This window comes from Mesorhizobium sp. P2_B11 (assembly GCF_056404855.1).
In genome coordinates this window covers 925,750-947,765 of the sequence record NZ_JBFUDF010000003.1, presented here as the reverse complement: position 1 = coordinate 947,765, position 22,016 = coordinate 925,750, and the positions used below count along the sequence as shown (strand labels likewise).

At 63.0% G+C, this 22,016-nt stretch carries 21 protein-coding genes; 10 read left to right on the top strand and 11 right to left on the bottom strand.

What is annotated here, in order from left to right; translation table 11 throughout:
• Positions 1 to 98 precede the first annotated feature (98 nt).
• The 6 genes from AC1DYJ_RS13215 to AC1DYJ_RS13190 all read right to left on the bottom strand — a co-directional run bounded on the left by AC1DYJ_RS13215 (position 99) and on the right by AC1DYJ_RS13190 (position 6,938).
• On the bottom strand, positions 99 to 467 hold the full coding sequence (locus AC1DYJ_RS13215; RefSeq protein ID WP_477281422.1) for a GFA family protein: 369 nt from the start codon (positions 465 to 467) through the stop codon (positions 99 to 101).
• Positions 468 to 569: 102 nt separating this feature from the next.
• Positions 570 to 953 (bottom strand): hypothetical protein, encoded by a 384-nt coding sequence (locus AC1DYJ_RS13210; RefSeq protein WP_477281420.1) that lies wholly within the window; start codon positions 951 to 953, stop codon positions 570 to 572.
• Positions 954 to 1,222: 269 nt separating this feature from the next.
• On the bottom strand, positions 1,223 to 1,627 hold the full coding sequence (locus AC1DYJ_RS13205; RefSeq protein WP_477281418.1) for a GFA family protein: 405 nt from the start codon (positions 1,625 to 1,627) through the stop codon (positions 1,223 to 1,225).
• Between the two features lie 67 nt (positions 1,628 to 1,694).
• Positions 1,695 to 2,826, bottom strand: a protein-coding gene (gene prfB, locus AC1DYJ_RS13200; RefSeq protein ID WP_096445560.1) for a peptide chain release factor 2 whose coding sequence is annotated in 2 segments (ribosomal slippage) — positions 1,695 to 2,759 and positions 2,761 to 2,826 — 1,131 coding nt in all. Because the reading frame shifts where the segments join, the coding sequence is not laid out codon by codon here.
• Positions 2,827 to 3,007: 181 nt separating this feature from the next.
• Positions 3,008 to 5,464, bottom strand: coding sequence for a penicillin-binding protein 1A (locus tag AC1DYJ_RS13195; RefSeq protein ID WP_477281416.1), 2,457 nt, complete (start codon positions 5,462 to 5,464; stop codon positions 3,008 to 3,010).
• 214 nt (positions 5,465 to 5,678) lie between these two features.
• Positions 5,679 to 6,938 (bottom strand): N-acetylmuramoyl-L-alanine amidase, encoded by a 1,260-nt coding sequence (locus AC1DYJ_RS13190; protein WP_477281414.1) that lies wholly within the window; start codon positions 6,936 to 6,938, stop codon positions 5,679 to 5,681.
• Positions 6,939 to 7,586: 648 nt separating this feature from the next.
• Here AC1DYJ_RS13190 and AC1DYJ_RS13185 point away from each other — a divergent pair.
• Positions 7,587 to 10,538: an Rne/Rng family ribonuclease gene (locus AC1DYJ_RS13185; protein ID WP_477281412.1), complete on the top strand. Its 2,952-nt coding sequence runs from the start codon at positions 7,587 to 7,589 to the stop codon at positions 10,536 to 10,538.
• Positions 10,539 to 10,769: 231 nt separating this feature from the next.
• Here AC1DYJ_RS13185 and AC1DYJ_RS13180 read toward each other — a convergent pair whose 3' ends face one another.
• Together AC1DYJ_RS13180 and AC1DYJ_RS13175 are read right to left on the bottom strand one after the other, a co-directional pair.
• Positions 10,770 to 11,699 carry a glutaminase gene (locus AC1DYJ_RS13180; protein ID WP_477281410.1) on the bottom strand — a complete coding sequence of 310 codons (930 nt, stop codon included), beginning with the start codon at positions 11,697 to 11,699 and terminating at the stop codon, positions 10,770 to 10,772.
• Between the two features lie 11 nt (positions 11,700 to 11,710).
• Positions 11,711 to 12,859: a pyridoxal phosphate-dependent aminotransferase gene (locus AC1DYJ_RS13175; RefSeq protein WP_477281409.1), complete on the bottom strand. Its 1,149-nt coding sequence runs from the start codon at positions 12,857 to 12,859 to the stop codon at positions 11,711 to 11,713.
• A gap of 154 nt (positions 12,860 to 13,013) precedes the next feature.
• Here AC1DYJ_RS13175 and AC1DYJ_RS13170 point away from each other — a divergent pair, with 154 nt between their 5' ends.
• The 7 genes from AC1DYJ_RS13170 (at position 13,014) to AC1DYJ_RS13140 (ending at position 18,538) form a co-directional block, all read left to right on the top strand.
• Entirely contained in the window at positions 13,014 to 14,426 is a 1,413-nt protein-coding gene (locus tag AC1DYJ_RS13170) for a M48 family metalloprotease (RefSeq protein ID WP_477281407.1), read from the top strand.
• Between the two features lie 57 nt (positions 14,427 to 14,483).
• Complete coding sequence (locus AC1DYJ_RS13165; RefSeq protein WP_477281405.1) at positions 14,484 to 15,287, top strand: DsbA family protein; 804 nt, start codon at positions 14,484 to 14,486, stop codon at positions 15,285 to 15,287.
• A gap of 150 nt (positions 15,288 to 15,437) precedes the next feature.
• A complete protein-coding gene (gene aroQ, locus AC1DYJ_RS13160; RefSeq protein ID WP_477281404.1) occupies positions 15,438 to 15,872 on the top strand; it encodes a type II 3-dehydroquinate dehydratase in 435 nt (144 codons plus the stop codon).
• 26 nt (positions 15,873 to 15,898) lie between these two features.
• Positions 15,899 to 16,363 (top strand): acetyl-CoA carboxylase biotin carboxyl carrier protein, encoded by a 465-nt coding sequence (accB, locus tag AC1DYJ_RS13155; RefSeq protein WP_477281402.1) that lies wholly within the window; start codon positions 15,899 to 15,901, stop codon positions 16,361 to 16,363.
• Positions 16,364 to 16,373: 10 nt separating this feature from the next.
• Positions 16,374 to 17,717 (top strand): acetyl-CoA carboxylase biotin carboxylase subunit, encoded by a 1,344-nt coding sequence (gene accC, locus AC1DYJ_RS13150; protein WP_477281400.1) that lies wholly within the window; start codon positions 16,374 to 16,376, stop codon positions 17,715 to 17,717.
• A 12-nt stretch (positions 17,718 to 17,729) separates the two neighbouring features.
• Complete coding sequence (aat, locus tag AC1DYJ_RS13145) at positions 17,730 to 18,347, top strand: leucyl/phenylalanyl-tRNA--protein transferase (protein ID WP_477267686.1); 618 nt, start codon at positions 17,730 to 17,732, stop codon at positions 18,345 to 18,347.
• A 14-nt stretch (positions 18,348 to 18,361) separates the two neighbouring features.
• Complete coding sequence (locus AC1DYJ_RS13140; protein WP_477281398.1) at positions 18,362 to 18,538, top strand: RNA polymerase sigma factor region1.1 domain-containing protein; 177 nt, start codon at positions 18,362 to 18,364, stop codon at positions 18,536 to 18,538.
• A 15-nt stretch (positions 18,539 to 18,553) separates the two neighbouring features.
• Here AC1DYJ_RS13140 and AC1DYJ_RS13135 read toward each other — a convergent pair whose 3' ends face one another.
• From AC1DYJ_RS13135 to AC1DYJ_RS13125, 3 genes are all read right to left on the bottom strand, one after another.
• Positions 18,554 to 18,940, bottom strand: coding sequence for a hypothetical protein (locus tag AC1DYJ_RS13135; RefSeq protein WP_477281747.1), 387 nt, complete (start codon positions 18,938 to 18,940; stop codon positions 18,554 to 18,556).
• A 77-nt stretch (positions 18,941 to 19,017) separates the two neighbouring features.
• The gene (locus AC1DYJ_RS13130; RefSeq protein WP_477281397.1) at positions 19,018 to 19,569 is read right to left on the bottom strand and encodes a DUF2155 domain-containing protein; all 552 of its coding nucleotides are present in this window, start codon (positions 19,567 to 19,569) and stop codon (positions 19,018 to 19,020) included.
• Positions 19,570 to 19,684: 115 nt separating this feature from the next.
• Entirely contained in the window at positions 19,685 to 20,083 is a 399-nt protein-coding gene (locus AC1DYJ_RS13125) for an NADH:ubiquinone oxidoreductase subunit NDUFA12 (RefSeq protein WP_477281395.1), read from the bottom strand.
• Between the two features lie 227 nt (positions 20,084 to 20,310).
• On the opposite strand from AC1DYJ_RS13125, the gene panB reads away from it, so the two are divergent.
• Together panB and panC are read left to right on the top strand one after the other, a co-directional pair.
• Complete coding sequence (gene panB / locus AC1DYJ_RS13120) at positions 20,311 to 21,138, top strand: 3-methyl-2-oxobutanoate hydroxymethyltransferase (RefSeq protein ID WP_477281393.1); 828 nt, start codon at positions 20,311 to 20,313, stop codon at positions 21,136 to 21,138.
• Complete coding sequence (panC, locus tag AC1DYJ_RS13115) at positions 21,135 to 21,992, top strand: pantoate--beta-alanine ligase (RefSeq protein WP_477281391.1); 858 nt, start codon at positions 21,135 to 21,137, stop codon at positions 21,990 to 21,992. Before panB ends, panC begins: the two co-directional genes overlap by 4 nt.
• Positions 21,993 to 22,016: the final 24 nt, after the last annotated feature.

Here is a 22,016-nt window from a genome sequence, read left to right as displayed (position 1 = left end):
GCGACGCGCTTTAGGTCCTCGTTTTGACGCATGTCGTTCTCTCAAAAACCGGGGCCACTTTTGAGCGACATGCATTAGCTTCGGCGTTTGGCGCCGGCTTACCAGAGGTTCTTGCCGTCGATGACGACCACCTCGACCTTGTCGAGGTCGAAATCGTCGAACAGCCGTGAATTGACTGAGATCTTGGGATTGTCGAAGTCCGGTTTGCCGGTCGACCAGTCCGGCGTTTCGGTGAAGGTGCCGCAGCCGCAAATGGCGCAAAACCCGTGTTTGACGGTCTTCGATCCCCATTGGTAAACGGAGACGTTTTTCGGCGAGCTGGTGAGCTTGAATTGCGACGGGACGTAGTAGGCCCACAGCGAGCCGCGCTTGGAGCAGAACGAGCAGGTGCATTGCGTTACTGTCTCTGGCGCCTGCGAAACCTCGAATGTCGTCGCCTTGCAGTGACAGCTGGCCTTGATGGTCATGAAGCTTCCTCTCCGTTGCCCGCCCTATGCGGCAAGGGCACCATAAAGGAAGGCTCCTGACAACTGTCTGTCAGCAACGATGGCTGGAACGCTGGCTTGCCGTCAGTAGGAACGGGGCGGCACGAACAGGCAGATCGTCTTGCCGGCGTCGAGACCAGCCTGGTGCGCGCACCAGTGGAAATCGCCGTCCGGGCTATCCTTGACCCGCTTGTCGCTCATCGGAACGACCTCCCCCGTTCCGGCGATGACATAGCCCTCGGGCTTTTCCAGCACCTCGCCCGTATGGGTGGTGCGGCAGTCATAGTTGGCGCAGCAGGCGAAGGGATAACTCCAACCTTGCGGCTTGGCCGCCGTCGGCTTGGCGTCATGCGCGAAGGCAGATGACATCGGCAGCGCGATCGCGAACATCGCTGTCGCAAACAGGGAAAACAGAAGTCGGCCAGCCGGTTGAACGGCTCTGGCCGATCGGACTATGGCAGCAGACATGGAAACGTTCCTTTCAAGCGAGCATCAAGCATTTGCTTGCCCGTTCTTGGAACGTGTCTTCCCCGTGGCCGAATCGTCAGCTCGCAGATATGCCGCGCCCGGCCATAAATGCTTTTTCACCCCTCAGCCCGAGATGCTGGGCTGATTCCTTGGTCGGCGCAAGAAGTGCATAGGTCCTACAGTGCCGCACCCCGCGCGCCGACATCTGCCGTCCAAAAGGGTGCGCCGGCTTGGTTAACGAACGGTTAACGGCAGATTGCCTGAAGTCGTCAGCCGTCGGCATGCCCTTCATATTGCGGCAGGTCGTCGGCGATGGTGAACCACGGCGCCTTGGAGCCGACGAAAATATGCGCGGTCGGCCGGATCGTCGGATCGTCGACCAGCGTGCCCATGGCGACATGGACGTAGGCGCCGTCGCGCACCAGCGAATAGAGCAACGAGCCGCAGCGGCTGCAATGCGCGTCGTGGCCGCTGTCGTCGCCGAAATGGATGAGCCCGTGATGCCCTTCGGCAAGGGCGAACTTGTCGCGCTCGATGCCGGCGAACGGCTTGAAGGCTGAACCGGTGGTGCGCCGGCAGTTCGAACAATGGCAGTTCGCGGCATAGACGAATTCGTCGGCCACCTCATAGTGGACCGCGCCGCAAAAGCACTTTCCGCTGAGCTTGCGAACCATGGTTCCTCCTTCGCACAACCCTGGAAGTGTTTCCGGTGAGGCAGGCCTCACCGAATACGGACGTATCCTAATCCAGGTCCGCCACCGCTTCGCCCGCGCCGCCTTCGATACGCTGCGACAGCGACGCTTCCATGAAGTCGTCGAGATCGCCATCGAGCACGCTGGACGGGCTGGTGCTTTCGACGCCGGTCCGCAAATCCTTCACCAGCTGGTAGGGCTGCAGCACATAGGAGCGGATCTGGTGACCCCAACCGATGTCGCTCTTCGACGCCTCGGTGGCATTGGCCACCGCTTCGCGCTTCTTCAGCTCTTCCTCGTAGAGGCGCGAACGCAGCATTTCCCACGCCTTCGCCTTGTTCTTGTGCTGCGAGCGTTCTGCCTGGCAGGCGACCGCAATGCCCGTCGCAATATGGGTGATGCGGACCGCCGAATCCGTCGTGTTGACGTGCTGGCCGCCCGAACCGGACGAGCGGTACGTGTCGATGCGCACATCCGATTCCGAAACATCGATCTCGATCCGGTCATCAACGACCGGATAGACCCAGATGCTGGAAAAGGACGTATGGCGGCGCGCATTGCTGTCATAGGGCGAAATGCGGACCAGGCGGTGGACGCCGGATTCGGTCTTCAGCCAGCCATAGGCGTTGTGGCCCTTGATCAAGAGCGTAGCGGATTTGATGCCGGCCTCTTCGCCGTCATGGACTTCCAGTACTTCGACCTTGAAGCGGCGGCGTTCGGCCCAGCGCGTATACATGCGCAACAGCATCGAGGCCCAGTCCTGGCTCTCGGTGCCGCCGGCGCCGGCGTGGACTTCGAGATAAGTGTCGTTGGCGTCTGCCTCGCCCGAGAGCAGCGTCTCGACCTGGCGGGCCTTGGCCTCGCCCTGCATCGAGCGGATGGCGGCTTCGGCTTCGGCAATGACGCCTTCGTCGCCCTCTTCCTCGCCAAGCTCGATCAGGCCGATATTGTCTTCGAGCGCCTGGGTCAGGCCCTTGACCGCGGCGATGCCCTCTTCGAGGCCCTGGCGTTCGCGCATCAGCTTTTGCGCTTCCAGCGGTTCGTTCCAGAGGCTGGCGTCCTCGGCCCGCACATTCAGGTATTCAAGCCGCTTTATGGCCTGATCCCAGTCAAAGATGCCTCCTCAGCAGGGTTATCGCCTGCCTGATCTCGTCGACAATGTTCTGCGTTTCCGCGCGCATGGCTGGTTGTTCTGTCCTGTTTTTGAAGTGGCGCTTGGGTCGGCGCGATACATAGGCACGGCACCGCCGCCTGTAAAGCGAAATGGGCCGGCTCAACCGTGACCCCGAAAAGTGGAAACCGGTTTTCGGAAAAGGTCACGGTCTAGAATAAGACCGCCGGCCCATTTCGAGCTGTCAGATGCTAGTAAAGGCCGCCGCCGGGCGCCTGGATGGCTTCCGTCGCCTGCGGCGAAAGCGGTCCGCCGGCGCCATTGGACCCGTCGGCGCCCATGCCGATCACCCAATAGCTGTCGGCGGGGCCGGTGCCGGGCTTGAAGGCCTCGATGATGGTGCCGGGATCGCCCGACGCGGCACGCATGCCGGTCTTGCGGTTGATGGCGACCAGATTCATGCCCTCCGGCACCTTGAAGTCGACATTGGGCGTACCGTCCAGCGCCACGCGCATGAAGTCCTTGAAGATCGGCGCCGCCAGACCACCACCGGTCGCGCCCTTGCCAAGCCCTTTCGGCGTGTCAAAGCCCATATAGAGGCCGACGACGAGGTTCGGCGTGTAGCCGATGAACCAAGCGTCCTTCTCGTCATTGGTCGTACCGGTCTTGCCGGCGATGTGGCGGCCAAGCTCGGCGATGGTGGCGCCGGTGCCGCGCTGGACGACGCCTTCCATCATCGAGGTGATCTGGTAGGCGGTCATCGGGTCGAGCACCTGCTCGGAATTGTCGACCAGTTCCGGTTCGGGCTGGTTGTTCCATTCGGACGCGTTGCAGCCTTCGCAGCCGCGTTCGTCCTGCTTGAACACGGTCTTGCCGTAGCGATCCTGGATGCGGTCGATGAGCGATGGTTTGATCGACTTGCCGCCATTGGCCATGATCGAATAGGCCGACACCATGCGCATGACAGTCGTCTCGCCGGAGCCCAGCGCCATCGGCAGGTACGGCGCCAGATGGTCGTAGACGCCGAAACGCTCGGCATATTCCACCACCAGCTTCATGCCCATGTCGTTGGCGAGCCGCACCGTCATCAGATTGCGCGACTTTTCGATGCCGGAGCGCAAGGTCGCAGGACCGGCGACCGTGCCGTCATAATTCTTCGGCGTCCAGGTCGTGTTGCCGCTCTGGATGGTGATCGGTCCGTCCATGATCACCGAGGCCGGCGTGTAACCATTGTCGAGCGCTGCCGAATAGACGATCGGCTTGAACGACGATCCGGGCTGGCGCATCGCCTGCGTGGCGCGGTTGAATTCCGACTGCGCATAGGAGAAGCCGCCGACCATGGCCAGCACGCGGCCGGTATGCGGATCCATGGCGATCAGGCCGCCCTCCACTTCCGGCACCTGGCGCAGCGTGTAGGCGCCTTCCGAACCTTCGTTTTTCTGCACGAAGATGACGTCGCCCGGCTGCAGCACGTCGGCCGGCGACTTGGCCTTGACCGTCTTGCCATCGACCACATGGCGCATGGCAAAGCTCATGTCTTCCTTGCTGACGGTGCCTTCGACGCGTTCCTTGACGATATCGCCTGAAATCTGCCGCGTCGGCTGCAGGCCGATGGAAAGGCCGGTCTCCGAGCTGTCGAGGACGACGGCAAGCGACCATTCCGGCACGTCTTCCAGCCCCTTGACGGCGCCCAGCGCTACGCCCCAGTCGCCGGAAGCATCGATATGCGTCACCGGTCCGCGATAGCCGCGCAGCGTATCGTATTTGAGCAAACCGTTCTGCATCGACTTGCGGGCGATGAGCTGGATCTTCGGATCGAGCGTCGTGCGCACCGACAGGCCGCCCTCATAGAGTGCGTTCTCGCCGTAGCGGGAGATGATCTGGCGGCGCACTTCCTCGGTGAAATATTCGCCCGCGAACAGATAGGAGCCATTGCGGCGCGGCGTCACGCCGAGCGGCTCGGCCTTGGCCTTGTCGCCTTCCTCGCGCGTCACGTAACCATTCTCGACCATCTGGTCGATGACCCAGTTGCGGCGCTCGATGGCGCGGTCGGCATGCTTGAAGGGATGGTAGTTGTTGGGGCCTTTCGGCAGCGACGCCAGATAGGCGGCTTCCGCGACGGTGAGTTCGTTGACCGACTTGTCAAAATAGGTCAGCGCCGCGCCCGCAACGCCATAGGCGCCGAAGCCGAAGAAGATTTCGTTGAGGTAGAGCTCGAGGATGCGGTCCTTCGAATAGGCCTGCTCGATGCGGAAGGCCAGGATCATCTCCTTGATCTTGCGCTCGTAGGTCTGGTCGGACGTCAGCAGGAAGTTCTTCGCCACCTGCTGGGTGATGGTCGAGGCGCCGACCTGGCGTCTGCCCGAACCCAGATTCTGCAGGTTGACGTAGATGGCACGGCCAAGCCCGGTGATGTCGATGCCGGGGTGGTTGTAGAAATTCTTGTCTTCGGCCGACAGGAACGCCGCCTTGACCCGGTCCGGAACCGCCTGGATCGGCAGATAGAGCCGCCGTTCGCGCGCATATTCGGCCATCAGCGACCCGTCCGAAGCATGGATGCGCGTGGTTACCGGCGGCTCGTACTTGGCCAGCACTTCGTAGTCGGGCAAGTCCTTCGACAGATGGCTGATGTATATCGCCACGCCCGCGGCGACGATAAGCGCCAGCGTCGTGCCGATACCAAAGAAATAGCCAATGAGACGAATCATGCCCGCTCCAGTCCGAGGTTCGGGAATTTCCTAGACGAAGCCGCCTTTCGCGCAAGCCTTCGCAACGGTCCCGATCCGTGATGGAAAACCCATGTCGCCACCATGTGGACAAAATGGGGCAGCGCGTGGGTTTCGCCCACCATTGCCGGAAATAAAACCGACTTGTGTTGTCGTCTTGCAACGCTGCCTGCGGTTGTAGGCGGCGGCGGTCATCTCAGCCCCCGGTTCCCGTTCCCATCTTGGCGGAGGCAAACAAGGCGACGGCGTTGGTGATGCTCTGCGCCGCCTTGCCGCGCCAGTCGGCGTCGAGCAGTTGCGCTTCGTCCTTGGCGTTGGAGAGATAACCGAGTTCGACCAGGACCGAAGGCACGTCGGGCGCCTTCAGCACCTTGAAGCCGGCCGAACGCTGCGGATTGTTGATCAGGCCGACGCTGGTGGACAGCTGGCCGACCAGCGTGTGGGCAAAGCTCATCGAGAAATTATGCGTCTCGCGGCGGATCAGGTCGATCAGAATGTCGGTGACTTCCTTGTTGTCGTCCTTGATCACCATGCCGGCGAACTGGTCGGAGAGGTTTTCGCGGTCGGCCAGCGCCTGCGCTTCCGGGTCGGATGCCTTGTCGGAGACGGTGTAGACGGTGGCGCCGCGAATGCCTTTGACGCTGATCGTGTCGGCATGGATCGAGATCAACAGGTCGGCCTCGTGCTGGCGTGCAATGCGCACGCGGTCGTCGAGGCGCAGGAATTCGTCGGTGTCGCGCGTCATGAACACGTCGTAGTTGCCGACGGCGGCGAGCTTGTCGCGCAATTCGGTGGCGAAGGCGAGCGTGACGTTCTTCTCGATGGTGCCGTTGAGGCCTTCGGCGCCGCCGTCGATGCCGCCATGGCCGGGATCGATGACGACAGTGAAGCGATGCCCGGGATTGGAGATCGGCCCGGTACCGACCCTGGCGCCCTTGTCGGTGGAAACCGTCGAGCCGGTGGTCAGCGCCTGGTTGGCAAGGGCTTCGTCGAACTCCCGGTCGGAGGCCGCCGACATGTCGATGGCGATGCGGTAGCCGGTTCCGTCATCATTCTTGAGCACGTCGAGCTTGTCGACCGAGAACGGCCCCTTGCCGGTGAGGATCAGCCGCGATCCCTCGCCCTGGTCGCCATAGCGAACCGCCTTGACCAGGCCGCGTGCCTTGGCGTCCTTCGCGCTGATGGCGAATCGTGTGCGCGGCAGGTCGACGACCAGCCGGTTGGGGCCGCGCAGCAGGAACCATTTGATGTCGGGCTCGCGGTCGAAATCGATGACGATGCGCATCTTGGTGGCGTCGCCCGCCATCTTGTAGGCGGTGGCGCCGAGCGGCGCATCGGCCGCGCTGGAAATCGGCGCAAAACCGAAGCAAAGGGCCAGCAGCAAAAGCACACCTGCAGCGCGCAGCAAAAGGCCTGCACGGCCATGGCCCTTGTCTGTGGTGCCCGCCAGTCCCATCTCTTTGCAGTCGCTCCCGGTTTGGCGCCTTGCGCCCGCGTGGTTGGTCGAAATGCCGGTCAGGCCGCAGACTCGATTAACGATTGGTATCCAGAGAAGGTTAACCAAGCCTTTTCATTGAGGAATAGGCCTGAGCTTCCCCAACGGCACCGCTTTTTGCCGGCATCCGAAATCGGGGTTGCCTTCCACCCCGTCAAATCATAAAAGCGATGGTGGATCACTGCAATCCTGGAACCGCTTCTCCCGCAGCTTCCTGCTACAGGTCAGATGAAAGGCGGCTCCTTTCGCTTCCAGCGAAAAGGCTTCAGGTGATCGCGACGAATTTCGCAGGTGTGCGCCCGTGGCGGGGGAATCGCCTGCGTGAGGAAAACGGCCGGGTTTGTTCCCGTGCCGGCTCTGTATGAGCAAACAAGCTGGTCCGGTTCGTCCGGGCTTTGGTTCAAAAGGTTCTGCTGGTGACGATGGCTTCAAGCGCAATCATGGAAAGGTCCGCATCAAACCGCGCCATTTTGGCTGCGGGCGGCACCGCCATGGCGCTCAAGCGGCGGCCAGCAACCATCCAGACATCCGGCACCCACATCACAGACACGCAGCAGCGGGCTTTACCTCGCAAGCTGCGGCTGGCGGCTGCCGGGGGGAAACGAAATAATGCCCAACAAAATGCTGATAGACGCCTCCCACCCGGAGGAAACACGCGTTGTCGTTATCCGCGGTAACCGTATCGAAGAATTCGACTTTGAATCCCAGGACAAGAAGCAGCTCAAAGGAAACATCTATCTCGCCCGCGTAACGCGCGTCGAACCTTCCCTTCAGGCAGCCTTTGTCGAATATGGCGGCAACCGTCACGGTTTCCTCGCCTTCAGTGAAATACACCCCGACTACTACCAGATCCCGGTCGCCGACCGTCAGGCTCTGCTGCGCGCCGAAGCGCAGGAAGCCGAGGACGAGGAGAACGAGGACAATGACGGCGACGACCGCCAGAGCCGTGATCGCGGCCGGCGCGGCCGTCGGCGCGGCGGCAAAGGCCGCGAGCGTGGCGAACACAAGCGCGACGCCGGCAGCGATGATGAAGGCGGCGAACACGGCGATGCCGGCAGCGAGGCTGTTGCCGAAGACGCCCAGCCCGCTTCCGAACATGCTTCGGCCGACAACGCCGAACATGACGATCACGCCGCCGAGCACGGCAACAGCGAGACGTCCGAGACCGAACCGTCCGAAGGCGGCCCGACATCCATCGCGGCAAGCGTCGAAGCGGATGTGATCTCTGAAGCAGTTCCGGCGGCTGAGACCGCTGACGAAACGCCGTCCAGCGAGGCAAGCAGCGAAGCCGCGTCCGCCGATCACAGCGGCGAAGCCACCTCCAGCGACAATGATCGCGGCATGCTGGAAGAGGTGCAGTCCTCGCATCCGGACGACCACGAGATTGAATCGGTCGGCGCCGAGGATGCGCTGGAAGAAGTGCGCAACCGCCGCAAGCCGGTACGCCGCCAGTACAAGATCCAGGAAGTTATCAAGCGCCGGCAGATCCTGCTGGTGCAGGTGGTCAAGGAAGAGCGCGGCAACAAGGGTGCGGCTCTCACCACCTATCTGTCGCTTGCCGGCCGCTATTCGGTGCTGATGCCCAACACGGCACGCGGCGGCGGCATTTCGCGCAAGATCACCAGCGCGGTCGACCGCAAGCGCCTCAAGGAGGTCGTTGCCGATCTCGAAGTGCCGCAGGGCATGGGCGTCATCCTGCGCACCGCCGGCGAAAGCCGCACCAAGGCCGAGATCAAGCGCGACTACGAATATCTGATGCGGCTTTGGGAAAATGTCCGCAATCTGACGCTGCAATCCACTGCGCCGGCCCTCGTCTACGAGGAAGGCAGCCTGATCAAGCGCTCGGTGCGCGACCTCTACAACAAGGATATCGACGAGATTCTTGTCTCCGGCGAGGAAGGCTATCGCGAGGCCAAGGATTTTATGCGCATGCTGATGCCGAGCCACGCCAAGGTGGTTCAGCCGTTCCGCGACACGACGCCGATCTTCGTGCGCAACGGCATCGAGGCGCAGCTTGACCGCATGCTGCAGCCGCAGGTGACGCTGAAGAGCGGCGGCTACATCATCATCAACCAGACCGAAGCGCTGGTCGCCATCGACGTCAATTCGGGCCGCTCCACCAAGGAGCACTCGATCGAGGATACCGCGCTTCACACCAACCTCGAAGCGGCCGAAGAAGTCGCCCGGCAGTTGAGGCTGCGCGATCTCGCCGGCCTGATCGTCATCGACTTCATCGACATGGAGGAGAACCGCAACAACCGCTCCGTCGAGAAGCGGCTGAAGGATCACCTCAAGAACGACCGAGCGCGCATCCAGGTCGGCCGGATCTCGCATTTCGGCCTGATGGAAATGTCGCGTCAGCGCATCCGCGCCAGCGTGCTGGAATCGACCATGAAGCCGTGCCCGCATTGCGGCGGCACCGGCCATGTGCGCTCCGATTCGTCGGTGGCGCTGATGGTGGTGCGGGCGATCGAGGAATTCCTGCTCAAGGATTCGCGCAGCCACATCACGGTGCGGACGCCGGCGGCGACCGCGCTGTACGTGCTCAACCACAAGCGCGGCACCTTGGTGGAACTCGAAAGCCGCTTCGGCCTGACCATCACCATCGAGGCTGATGACACGGTCGGTGTGCAGCACTATGCGATCTTCCGCGGCGCTATTGCTGAAAAGCCGGAAGGCTTTGTCGAGCAGCGCAGCCTGCCCGCCTATGTCGAGCCGGAAGAGCCCGAGGACGAAATCGTCATCGAGGAGGAAGACGAAGAGGTTGTGGTGCAGGCCGAGCAGCCGCGCCAGGCGCAGCCGCAGTCGCAGCAGCAGCAACCGAGATCGGCCGAGGACGGCGAAGGTCGTGACCGCAAGCGCCGCAAGCGCCGCAGACGGCGCGGCGGCAAGGATCGCGACCGCGACCATGGCGACCGCGAGCATGGCCACGCCGCCGAAGGTGCTTCGGTCTCTGCTGCAAGCGACAACGTGGCCGCTGAAGCAGGCGATGACGATGCAGCACAGCACGACGAAGCCCCAGTCGGCGCCGTCGAAACCGTGGAAGCATCGGACGACGCCCAGGGCAAGAAGCGCCGGCGCGGCAAGCGCGGTGGCAAGCGCAATCGCCGCGAAGACGGCACTGAGGCCGAGGCAGGCGAAACCGCTGACGTCTCGGTGGCCGATGCCGCTGAAGCCGAAACGGCGGTAAGCGAACCGGTCGCTGCGGTAGCGGTTGAAGACGCTGCGGCTCCCGCCGCGGCGAACGACGACGCTCCGGCCGAGAAGCCGAAGAAGAAGCGTGCCTCCAGGGCAAAGAAGGCCGTAGCCGAAGTCTCCGCCAAGACGGTGGCCGAAGTGCCGGCTGCTGCGCCGGTCGAGGAAGCCGCACCGGCCAAGGTGGAGACGCCTGCACCTGTCGCTCCAGTCGACGAGGAAGCGCCTGCTCGACCGACCCGGCGCAAGGCCGTGGCGGCGGATACCCCGGTGGTGCCGGTGGTTTCCTCCAGCGTTGCCGACGAGGCCAAGGCCGAGGAAAAGCCGAAGCGCGCCGGCTGGTGGCAGCGGAAGGGCTTTTTCTAAGCTTTTCAGCTGATTAAGATGGATTTCTGACAGGAAATCCCGCGTCGTTCAAACCACGACGCGGGATTTTTTGTTGTGTGCGCGGCGTAAGGACTTGCCGAGATTCAGGTCAGGCCGAGTCGAGAATGGCTGATACCGAGAACCGGAGCGGAGCGTACTTAAAGTACGTGAGCACCGGAAGCGCAGGAAGCCGCCATTCGCAGGCCGGCCTCACCTGAATATCGGTAAGTCCTAGGGTGCGAAGATCGACCAGTTCATCACCCTGGCCAGCTTTTCCAGCGCGATCGACCCCAGCTTGGAATTACCGTTGGCGTTCAAGCCCGGCGACCACACGGCGAGCGAGGCGACACCCGGAACGATCCCCAAAATGCCGCCGCCGACGCCGCTCTTGCCGGGAATGCCGACACGGAAGGCGAAGTCGCCGGAACCGTCATAGTGGCCGCAGGTCAGCATCATGGCGCCGATGCGCCGCGCCCGCTCTGCCGACACCACGGAATGCCCGGTCGCCGGGTTCTTGCCGCCATTGGCGAGAAAACGGCCGGCCAGCGCCAGTTGCCGGCAGCTCATGGCGATGGCGCAATGGTGGAAGTAGACGCCCAGCGCCAGTTCCGGCGCATGGTTGAGATTGCCGAATGATTTCATGTAGTTGGCAAGCGCAAAGTTGCGGTAGCCGGTGGCGCGTTCGGACGCTGCGACCTCGCGATCGATGATGATCGTCTCGTCATCGGCAAGGAACTGGATGAAGCGCAGGATCTCGCCGATCGCCTCGCGCGGCTGGTGGCCGGCGAGCAATATGTCTGAGACGACGATGGCGCCGGCATTGATGAACGGATTGCGCGGAATGCCGTTCTCATGCTCAAGCTGGACGATCGAGTTGAACGGATTGCCTGAGGGCTCACGCCCGACACGCTGCCACAGTGCGTCACCGACATTGCCGAGCGCCAGCGTCAGCGTAAAAACCTTCGAAATGCTCTGGATCGAAAACGCCTCGTCGGCATCGCCGGCGACAAGCACGCGCCCGTCATTGGTAACGGCGGCAATGCCGAATTTCTTCGGATCGACCTTGCCGAGCTGCGGAATGTAAGTGGCGACGTCACCGCGATCGGCTCGCTCAGCCATCTCAGTGGCAACTTCGGCCAGCGCTTGCTCCAGTTCCGGCATGTTCGTCCCCGCTATTTCAGCCAGCGCTCGATGCGCGCCATCGCCTCGACCATGTCGTCATGGCTGCCGGCATAGGAAAAGCGCATCGTGCGGTGTCCGGCCAGCGGATCGAAATCACGGCCGGGCGTCGCCGCCACATGCGCCTCGGCCAGCATTTTGCGCGCAAAGGCCATGCTGTCATTGGTATGCCGGGTGACATCGCAGAAAGCGTAGAAGGCGCCGTCCATAGGGGCTGCCAGCGGAAAGCCGAGCTCCGGCAGGCGCTGCATCAACAGCTCGCGGTTCCAGGCGTAGCGCGCCTTCACCGCTTCCAGCTCTTCCGTCGCCTTGAAAGCTTCGATCGCGGCGATCTGCGACAGCTCCGGCGGCGAGATGTAGAGGCTCTGGGCAATGCGCTCGATCGGCCGCACCAGGGCGTCCGGCAGCACCATCCAGCCGATGCGCCAGCCGGTCATGCAATAGTATTTCGAGAAGGAATTGATCACCGTCGCCCCGGAGCCATAGGCCAGCGCCGTGGTGTCGGGCGCGGCATAGGCCAGCCGGTGATAGATTTCGTCTGAAATCACCGCGATGCCGAGTTCCTCGGCTGTCTTCACAAGCGCCGACAGTTCATCGGCGGGAATGACAGCGCCGGTCGGGTTGGCCGGACTGGCGAACAGCACGCCCTTTAGCGGCTTTTCCCGATGTGCGGCCTTGAGATGCTCGGCATGCAGATAGGCGTCGCTGCCGAGTTCGATCTCGACGATCTCGATGCCGAGCGCCGCCATGATGTTGCGGTAGGCGGGATAGCCGGGTGCTGCGATGGCGACGCGGTCGCCCGGATCGAACATCGCCAGGAAGGCCAGATTGAAGGCTGCCGACGATCCTGTCGTCACGGCGATCCGGTTCGGTGCGACATCGATCCCGTAATGGTCGCCATAATGCGCGGCGATCACCTTGCGCAGATCGACCAGGCCGAGCGTGTCGGTATAGCCGATGCGGCCGATCTTCAACGCATTCGTTGCGGCTTCCCTGACCCCGACCGGCGCAGGATCGGATGGCTGGCCGACGGCCATGGAGATGACAGGCACGCCTGTCGCCTTCAGCCGGTTGGCCTCGGCCAGGATGTCCATGGCATGAAACGGCTCGACTTCACCGCGGCGCGACAGCGAAACAACCATTTGACCTCACTCTTCCGACCGATCCCGCCGCCCCACGTCATCAACCCGGGTCGCAGCGCCGCACAAATGCCCGATTGATGTGGGGATCACAAGTTCAGCTAGTTTCGGTGCCGACTCTTTTCATCATTCGCCCGCTCGTTTACCAGTGGACCTCATGCTGAGCCGACCCAAATCGACGATTTCCAAATCTTCCATCGGGAAGACAGCGCGCGGCTTCGCGACGCTTTTGCTTGCCGCCGCCGTCGCCATCTCCGGCTCGGTCACCGCCTTTGCGCAAGGTGTGCCGGTGGTGCGCGATGCCGAGATCGAGGCGCTGGTGCGCGACTATGCGCGGCCGATCTTCAAGGCGGCCGGCCTTGCCAATGACGGCGTCGATATCGTCCTGGTCAACGATCAGAGTTTTAACGCCTTCGTCACCGGGCGCCGGCTGTTCATCAACACCGGCGCGCTGATGCAGGCCGAAACGCCCAACGAGATCATCGGCGTCATCGCCCACGAGGCCGGCCATATCGCCGGCGGCCATCAGCAGAAATTGCGCGACCAGCTCGAGCGCGCCAAGACGATGGCCATCATCGCCACGCTGCTCGGCGCCGGCGCCATCGTTGCCGGTGCCACCACCAACAGCCGCGGCCTTGCCGGCGCCGGTATGGGCGTCGCCGCCGGTGGCGGCGAGATGGCGCAGCGCAGCATTCTTGCCTATCAGCGCACCGAAGAGTCGACCGCCGACCGCTCGGCCATCACCTATCTCAATGCCACCGGCCAGTCCGGCATGGGCATGCTGAAGACCTTCGCCCGCTTCCAGAACGCGCTGTCCTTGTCCGGCACGCAGGTCGATCCCTACCGCATCAGCCATCCCATGCCGCAGGAGCGCATCGCCAATCTCGAAGTGCTGGTCAAGCAGAGCCCCAATGTCGGCAAGGTCGATCCGCCGGCCCTGCAAGAGCGCCACGACATGATGCGCATCAAGATCGCCGCCTATATGGGCGGCCAGGCCGCGGCCACGCGGTTGATGCGCAAAAATCCGGGCAGCCTTGCATCGCGCTATGGCGAGGCGCAGATGGCCTATCTCTACGGCAATCTGGGCGCGGCGCTGACCAGGACCAATGCCTTGATCAAGGAACAGCCCAAGAACCCCTATTTCCAGGAATTGCGCGGCGACATCCTGATGAAGGCCAACAAGCCGAAGGATGCGGCGGATGCCTATGCCAAGGCGGTCAGCCTCGATCCGGTGAAGTCGGGCCTGTTGCCCGTCTCCCTCGGCCAGGCGCTGATGGCTGAGGGCACGCCCGATTCGCTGAAGAAGGCGGTGGTGCAGATCAACAATGGTCTCGGTCGTGACAAGGAAAACACGGTCGGATACCGCTATCTTGCCCAGGCCTATGGCGAACTCGGCAACATCCCGGCGGCGGAGCTCGCCACCGCCGAGGGCCATTTCTATTCCGGCGACTACAAGAATGCGAAAATCTTTGCCATGCGCGCGCAAAAGGACTTGAAGCGCGGCGAGCCCGGCTGGATTCGCGCGCAGGACATCATAAACTACAACCCTTCAGGCAAACTCAAGAAGTGAACCTTCCGGTCGCTCGCAGCGACCAAAACAGACCGGAACCGGTAAGAGGATCAGACGATGAACAAGGCAATATTGCTAGGCACGACGGGAGTGGCGGCTGCTCTTGCCATGCTGGCTTTCGGGTTCGTCGCCGGCAGTCCACAGGTGGCAAAGGCCGGCACGGCGCAGACCGTGCAGACCGCCTCCTCCGACACCAAGATCGATCGTGCCGAAGTCGAGGGCATCATCCGCGACTACCTCCTGAAGAACCCCGAAGTGCTGCTCGAAGTGCAGGACGCGCTCGAGGCCAAGCAGAAGGAAGAGCAGCGCATTGCCGCACTCGGCGTCATTACCAAGGCCAAGGATGAGATCTTCAACTCGGCCTTCGACGGCGTCGTCGGCAATCCCAAGGGCAAGGTCACCATCGTCGAGTTCTACGATTACAATTGCGGCTTCTGCAAACGCGCCATCGACGACATGCGTGAACTGACCAAGTCCGATCCGGACCTGCGCTTCGTGCTCAAGGAATTCCCGATCCTCGGTCCGGATTCGCAAAAGGCCAGCGTCGTCTCGATGGCCTTCCACCTGATGCATCCGGAGAAATACGGCGAGTTCCACAATGCGCTGCTCGGCGGCCAGGGCCGCGCCACCGAGGCGGCAGCCATCAAGGCGGCGCTGTCGCTCGGCGCCGACGAGGCGGAGTTGCGCGAGAAGATGAAGGACCCGACCATCACCGAGGCTTTCTCCAAGACCTTCGACCTCGCCAACAAGCTGGCCATCACCGGAACGCCGTCCTATGTCGTCGGCAATGAAGTGGTGTTCGGCGCGCTCGGCCAGGAAGTGCTGGCCGAAAAGATCGAGGCGGCGAAAGCCGCGCTCTGATCTTGCGCTCGGGCCTATCTCTCACGGGCACATTTCGGCCTGTTGTGGACAGTGAAAGATCGCACTTGCGCTCTTTCCGCGGGCGTCTATGCCCATTATAGAAGGCCCTGCGCGCCGGCTTGAGGCCGGCGCCGGAAAAGGTCGGCATTTTTGAAAACGATTTTCGTCCTGAACGGTCCCAACCTGAACGCGCTTGGCAAGCGCGAGCCGGGCATCTATGGCGGCAAGACGCTTGCCGCGATCGCTGACGACTGCAAGCAGACGGGCGCCGCACTTGGCCTCGAGATCGATTTTCGCCAGTCGAACCATGAGGGCGACCTCGTCGACTGGATCCAGGAAGCCGGCGACAAAGCTGCCGGCATCGTCATCAATCCGGGTGCCTACAGCCACACCTCGATCGCCATTCACGACGCCATCCGCGCCATCGCGCCGCTGCCCGTCGCCGAAGTTCACCTCTCCAACATCCACGCGCGGGAACCATTCCGCCACGTCTCCATGGTCGCGCCGGTCGCTGTCGGCACGATCTGCGGGTTCGGGCCGCTTGGCTACTCGCTGGCGCTGCAGGCGCTGGCGGCACGCCTATGACCGGCCAACAAACAGAAGGCTCGAAAATGTCGATAAAGAAGACCGGTGTTGACCAGCAACTGATCCGCGACCTGGCGGGCATACTGAACGACACCAACCTCACCGAGATCGAGGTCGAGCTCGGCGACCTGAAGGTGCGCGTATCGCGCCAGGCGCCGGCCGCCGTTCACGCCATTGCCGCACCTCAGGCAGGCTATGCGCCGGCGGCACAGCCCGCGGCAAGTGCAGCTGCCGCACCAGCAGTGGCTGATCAGTCCAAGAACGCGGTCCCCTCGCCAATGGTCGGAACCGCCTATCTCGCTCCCTCGCCCGACGCCAAGGCCTTCATCGAGGTCGGCCAGAAGGTCAAGGAAGGCCAGACGCTGCTGATCATCGAGGCGATGAAGACGATGAACCAGATCCCTTCGCCGCGCGCCGGCACGGTGACGGCGATCCTGTTCGAGGACGGCCAGCCGGTCGAATACGGCATGCCGCTCGTCGTGATCGAGTAGAGCGGACAGGATGTTCCAGAAGATCCTCATCGCCAATCGCGGCGAAATCGCGCTTCGGGTGCTGCGCGCCTGCAAGGAACTCGGCATCCAGACCGTGGTGGTGCATTCGACCGCCGACGCGGACGCCATGCATGTCAGGCTTGCCGACGAGAGCGTGTGCATCGGCCCGCCGCCGTCGCGCGACAGCTATCTCAACATCCACCAGATCGTCGCCGCCTGCGAGATCACCGGCGCCGACGCCGTGCATCCGGGCTATGGCTTCCTGTCGGAGAACGCCAAGTTCGCCGACATTCTGGCCGCCCACAACATCACCTTCATTGGCCCGACCGGCGACCATATCCGCATCATGGGTGACAAGATCGAGGCCAAGCGCACCGCAAAGCGCCTCGGCATCCCGGTGGTGCCAGGTTCGGACGGCGCGGTCACCGATCAAAAGGAAGCCAAGCGCATTGCCGCCGAGATCGGCTATCCCGTGATCATCAAGGCGTCCGCCGGCGGTGGCGGGCGCGGCATGAAGGTCGCCCTTACCGAGGCCGACCTTGAGGTCGCCTTGCAGACAGCGAGCACGGAAGCCGGTGCGGCCTTCGGCGACGACGCCGTCTACATCGAGAAATACCTGCAAAAGCCTAGGCACATCGAGGTGCAGGTGTTCGGCGACGGCGCCGGCCGCGGCGTGCATTTCGGCGAACGCGACTGTTCGCTGCAACGCCGTCACCAGAAGGTCTGGGAAGAGGCGCCCTCGCCGGCCCTCAATGCCGAGGAGCGCGCCCGCATCGGCGGTATCTGCGCCAAGGCGATTGCCGACCTCGGCTACTCCGGCGCCGGCACCATCGAGTTCCTCTACGAGAATGGCGAGTTCTACTTCATCGAGATGAACACCCGCCTGCAGGTCGAGCATCCGGTGACGGAAGCCATCACCGGCATCGATCTCGTCCATGAGCAGATCCGCGTCGCCTCCGGCGGCGGGCTTTCGGTGCGCCAGGAAGACATCAAGTTCAACGGCCATGCCATCGAATGCCGCATCAATGCAGAGGATCCGCGCACCTTCACGCCCTCGCCCGGCACGATCACGCATTTCCACACGCCGGGTGGCCTCGGTATCCGCGTCGATTCCGGTGTCTATTCCGGCTACAAGATCCCGCCCTATTACGACAGCCTGATCGGCAAGCTGATCGTGCATGGACGCAACCGGGTCGAATGTATGATGCGGCTGCGCCGGGCGCTCGACGAATTCGTCGTCGACGGCATCAAGACGACGCTGCCGCTGTTTCGCGACCTCGTCGGCAATGCCGACATCGCCAATGGCGACTACGACATCCACTGGCTGGAAAAGTACCTGGCCAAAGAGGAATAACGCGAGCATGCGATGACCCGCCCCTACGCGCCCGGCTATCGCATCCCGACCGACCTTTTGCTCAAGGCCTATGCCTCGGGCGTCTTTCCGATGGCCGAGAGCGCTTCGGACCCTGAGGTGTTCTGGGTCCGGCCGGAAACGCGCGGCATCATCCCGCTCGACGGTTTCCACACGCCGAAGAGCCTGAAGAAGACGATCCGCAAGCACCCGTTCGACATCCGCTTCGACTTCGATTTCGAGGCGACGATCGACGGCTGCGCCGAAAAGCGCGAGGAGCGCCGCTCGACCTGGATCAACGCGCCGATCCGCGAAGCCTATGTCGAACTGCATCGGCTGGGACATTGCCATTCGGTCGAGGCCTGGCGGGAGGAGCGGCTGGTCGGCGGCCTCTATGGCGTCTCGCTCGGCCGGGTGTTCTTCGGCGAAAGCATGTTCGCCCGCGAGACCGACGCGTCGAAGACCTGCCTCTATCATCTGGTTGAGCGCCTGAAGGCGCGCGGCTTTGCGCTGCTCGACACACAATTCACCACCGAACACCTCAAGCGCTTCGGCGCGGTCGACGTGCCGCGCGGCAAATACGAGAAGATGCTCGCCGACGCGCTGAAGGGCGAGGCTGTTTTCTATCCCTGACCGAGGAGCGTCCGATGTCGAGCAGCCTTGGTCTGGAGGTCCAACGGATTGTTCAAGCGCTCATCAGCAAGGGCAGCGAAGTCGTCACCCTCGAGGACATCAACGCGCTACTCCCCGATGAGTTCGGTCCGGTCGAACTCGAAGACATATTCGCTGCCTTGGCCGAGCACGGGATAGATATCACCGAGTAGATATCCGCAGGCTGATCAGCCTTTTGTACCAGCATCCATCGGCGTCTGCGAATGGAACATCATCTTCCATCCGGTGACGCGGTGGACGTAGCCGGTGCTGACGAGCGCGGCGTAGGCTTCGCCGTTTTCTCGTATCGCATGAGCCTCATAGGTCAGCATGATAATGTCGCTGCCGGGCTCGATGATGCCTTTGAGCTCGATTTGCAGATCGCGCCAGCGGTTGGGCTTGGTCGCCGTCTTGGCGAGGTCGGCATTGTCCATCGCCTTAGCCATCTCAGGAAATGCCACCAAGCATTCGGTGTCGGCATTGGCGGCGTAATAAGCCGAGTCGCCCGTCCAGAAGCCCTTTTCGAGCTCGAGCAGGTCTTTCTTGCTGGCGGTGATCCGCTTGCTGTCCGACATCACACAACCCTCCAAGCGCTTAAATGCGCGGTCGTCGATGGACCAACGCATGGTGGCCATGACGGTTCCGAAGGGGATCAGTTGGTGTTGGTCGCGTCGGGGTCCGCGGGATCCGGCTGTTCCGCCGCCGGAGCAGCGGCCGGCTTCGGCTTGGAGGTGTCGACCTTGGGTGTCTCGGCCTTGGCCGCGTCGGGCGGCGGCACGTCTGACTTCTGTTTGCAGCCCTTCAGCCAGACGTCATAGACGGCGTGCTCGACGGCGTTGAGGCCGGGGCTTTCGGCGAACATCCAGCCGGTGAAGATGCGGCGGATCTTGCGGTCCAGCGTGATCTCGTCGACCTCGACGAAGGAATCGGTCTTCGGTTCCTCGTTTTCCGGCCGCGAATAGCAGATGCGCGGCGTCACCTGCAAAGCGCCGAACTGAACCGTCTCGTCGATATAGACGTCGAAGGTGATGATGCGGCCGGTGATCTTGTCGATGCCGGCGAATTCGGCGACCGGGTTGGTGATGCGTTCCGAGATTGCCGGCGCCGCGGCAGGCTCCTGGGCCGCCGCAAACGCGGTCGGGAACATGGCAACAGCGGCAACTGCCGTCAGTCCGGCCATCGATGTCAGGCTGAAAATGTTCATGCGGAGATACCGGTGGTTTGGGCCCGGGTGATTCTGTCACGCCCAAGGCTATTCGCCGTTGTCATACCATCAAGCAGCTAAACGCCAATTGTGGCGACAAAAGACCGCCCGGCGGTCAAGAACCAGGCGTCCACGCATCATAGTCGCCCGTCACCTGCGGACGGTGCTGATTGGTGAGCACGGAACCCTTCGGGCGGTAGGCGGCAGGTGTCCCCGTGAGGTTCGGCTCGTGCGCCTTTTCCCATTCACGCGGGCGATAGTCGTCGCTCGGCGGCGCAACATCGACGCGGTGATGGATCCAGCCGTGCCAGCCCGGGGGGATTGCCGAAGCTTCCGAATAGTTGGCGTAGATGACCCAGCGGCGGGTGCGGCCTTCCGAATCGACGCCGCCTTCGTAGTAGACATTGCCGGTCGCATCCTGGCCGACCTTGGTGCCGTGACGCCAGGTGTTGAAACGCGTTCCCAGCGTCTGGCCGTTCCACCACGTGAAAAACTGCGTAAGGAAGGTTTTCATCAAAAATCCTCGCGGCGCGCGCGGCGGTGCCTGCTTCCCTGCTTATGGCGTCAGGTCATCGCGAAGGCAAGGGTTTTGCGGCACCTGCGGCACTGAAGGCGTGGCGAAAGCTTGGGCATCGCTTCGTTCATTTCGCAACTGCGAACAGCACGCTTGCCAAGCCGGCTGTGTGTTCCTAAAGCTCTGCGCAGTCGGCGATGGTCAACGCCGGCTGCGGGAGGTGAGGAATGACCCCAAACGCTGCCGTCAGGATCAGCGCGGAGACGATTCGCGCCCGCAAGGGCGGCGTGCCGATTGTCTGTCTGACCGCCTACACCTATCCCGTTGCCCGCCTGCTCGACGACCATGTCGACCTTCTCCTGGTCGGTGACAGCGTTGCCATGGTGCTGCACGGCCACAAGACCACGCTCGGCGCCTCGCTGGACATGATGATCGCCCATGGCCAGGCGGTGATGCGCGGCTCGGCAAAGGCCTGCGTGGTGATCGACATGCCGGCCGGCAGTTATGAGACGTCAGTCTCGCAAGCCGTTGCCTCGGCGCGCCGCATCTCCGAGGAAACCGGCTGTCAGGCGGTGAAGCTGGAAGGCGGCGTCGAGGTCGCCAGCCAGATCGCGGCGATCGTCGCATCCGGCATTCCGGTGATGGGCCATATCGGCCTGCAGCCGCAGTCGGTGGAAAAGGACGGCGGCTACAAGATCAAGGGCCGCACACCGGAGAACGTCGCAGCCCTTATGCGCGACGCCGACACGGTCGAGAAGGCCGGCGCGTTTTCGCTTGTCATCGAAGGCACGGTCGAGACCGTTGCCGCCGAGCTGACCCGGCGCATCGCCATTCCGACCATCGGCATCGGCGCCAGCAGCGATTGCGACGGCCAGATCCTGGTCATCGACGACATGATCGGCCTGACGGTCGACCGGGTGCCGAAATTCGTCAAGGAATACGCCGATTTGCGCAGCGTGGTCGCCGATGCGGCCGCGCACTATGCGGCAGAGGTGCGCAGTCGCACCTTTCCCGGACCGGGCCACGTCTTTTCAGCGGGCAAGGACAACGCATGAACCAGCCTGTTGTCGTCGACACTGTGCTTGCCCTCCGCGTCGCGATCCGCGACTGGCGGCGTGACGGCCTCAGCGTTGCCATGGTGCCGACCATGGGCGCGCTGCATGACGGCCATATCTCACTGGTCGAGGCCGCGCTTTCGACGGCCGATCGCTGCATCGTCTCGATCTTCGTCAATCCCGCCCAGTTCGCCCCCACCGAAGACCTCGACAAATATCCGCGCCAGTTGGCCCGCGACCTCGATCGGCTGACGCAGGCCGGCGCCCATCTTGCCTTCACGCCGACGGTTTCCGAAATGTACCCGGCGGGTTTCGCGACCAGGATTTCGGTCGGCGGCCCGTCTTCGGGGCTGGAATCGGATTTCAGGCCGACCTTCTTCGAGGGCGTCGCCACTGTCGTGGCGAAGCTCTTCCTGCAAGCCCTGCCCGATCGCGCCATTTTTGGCGAAAAGGACTACCAGCAGGTTTGCGTCGTGCGAAAGCTTTGCAGGGATCTCGACCTGCCGGTGGAGATTGTCGGCGCGCCGACGGTGCGCGACGCGCACGGCCTCGCAATGTCGTCGCGCAATGCCTATCTCGGCGCCGCCGAACTCGGTGTCGCACGCCAGCTCAACGTCATCCTGCGCCAGGCAGCGGTGGAGCTTGCGGCAGGCACCGAAGAAAGCAGCGTGACCGCAAAGGCCGCCGCCGCGCTTCTCGAGGCGGGCTTCGACCGCGTCGATTATGTCGCCGCGCGCGAAAGCCTGACCCTTGCCCCCTGGCGGCGTGACAGCGAGGGCCGCCTCCTCGCCGCGGCCTGGCTTGGCAGGACCAGGCTGATCGACAATGTGGAAGTCTCCTCATTTATTCCCTGAAAAAATTCCAAATTCGTTCACTTT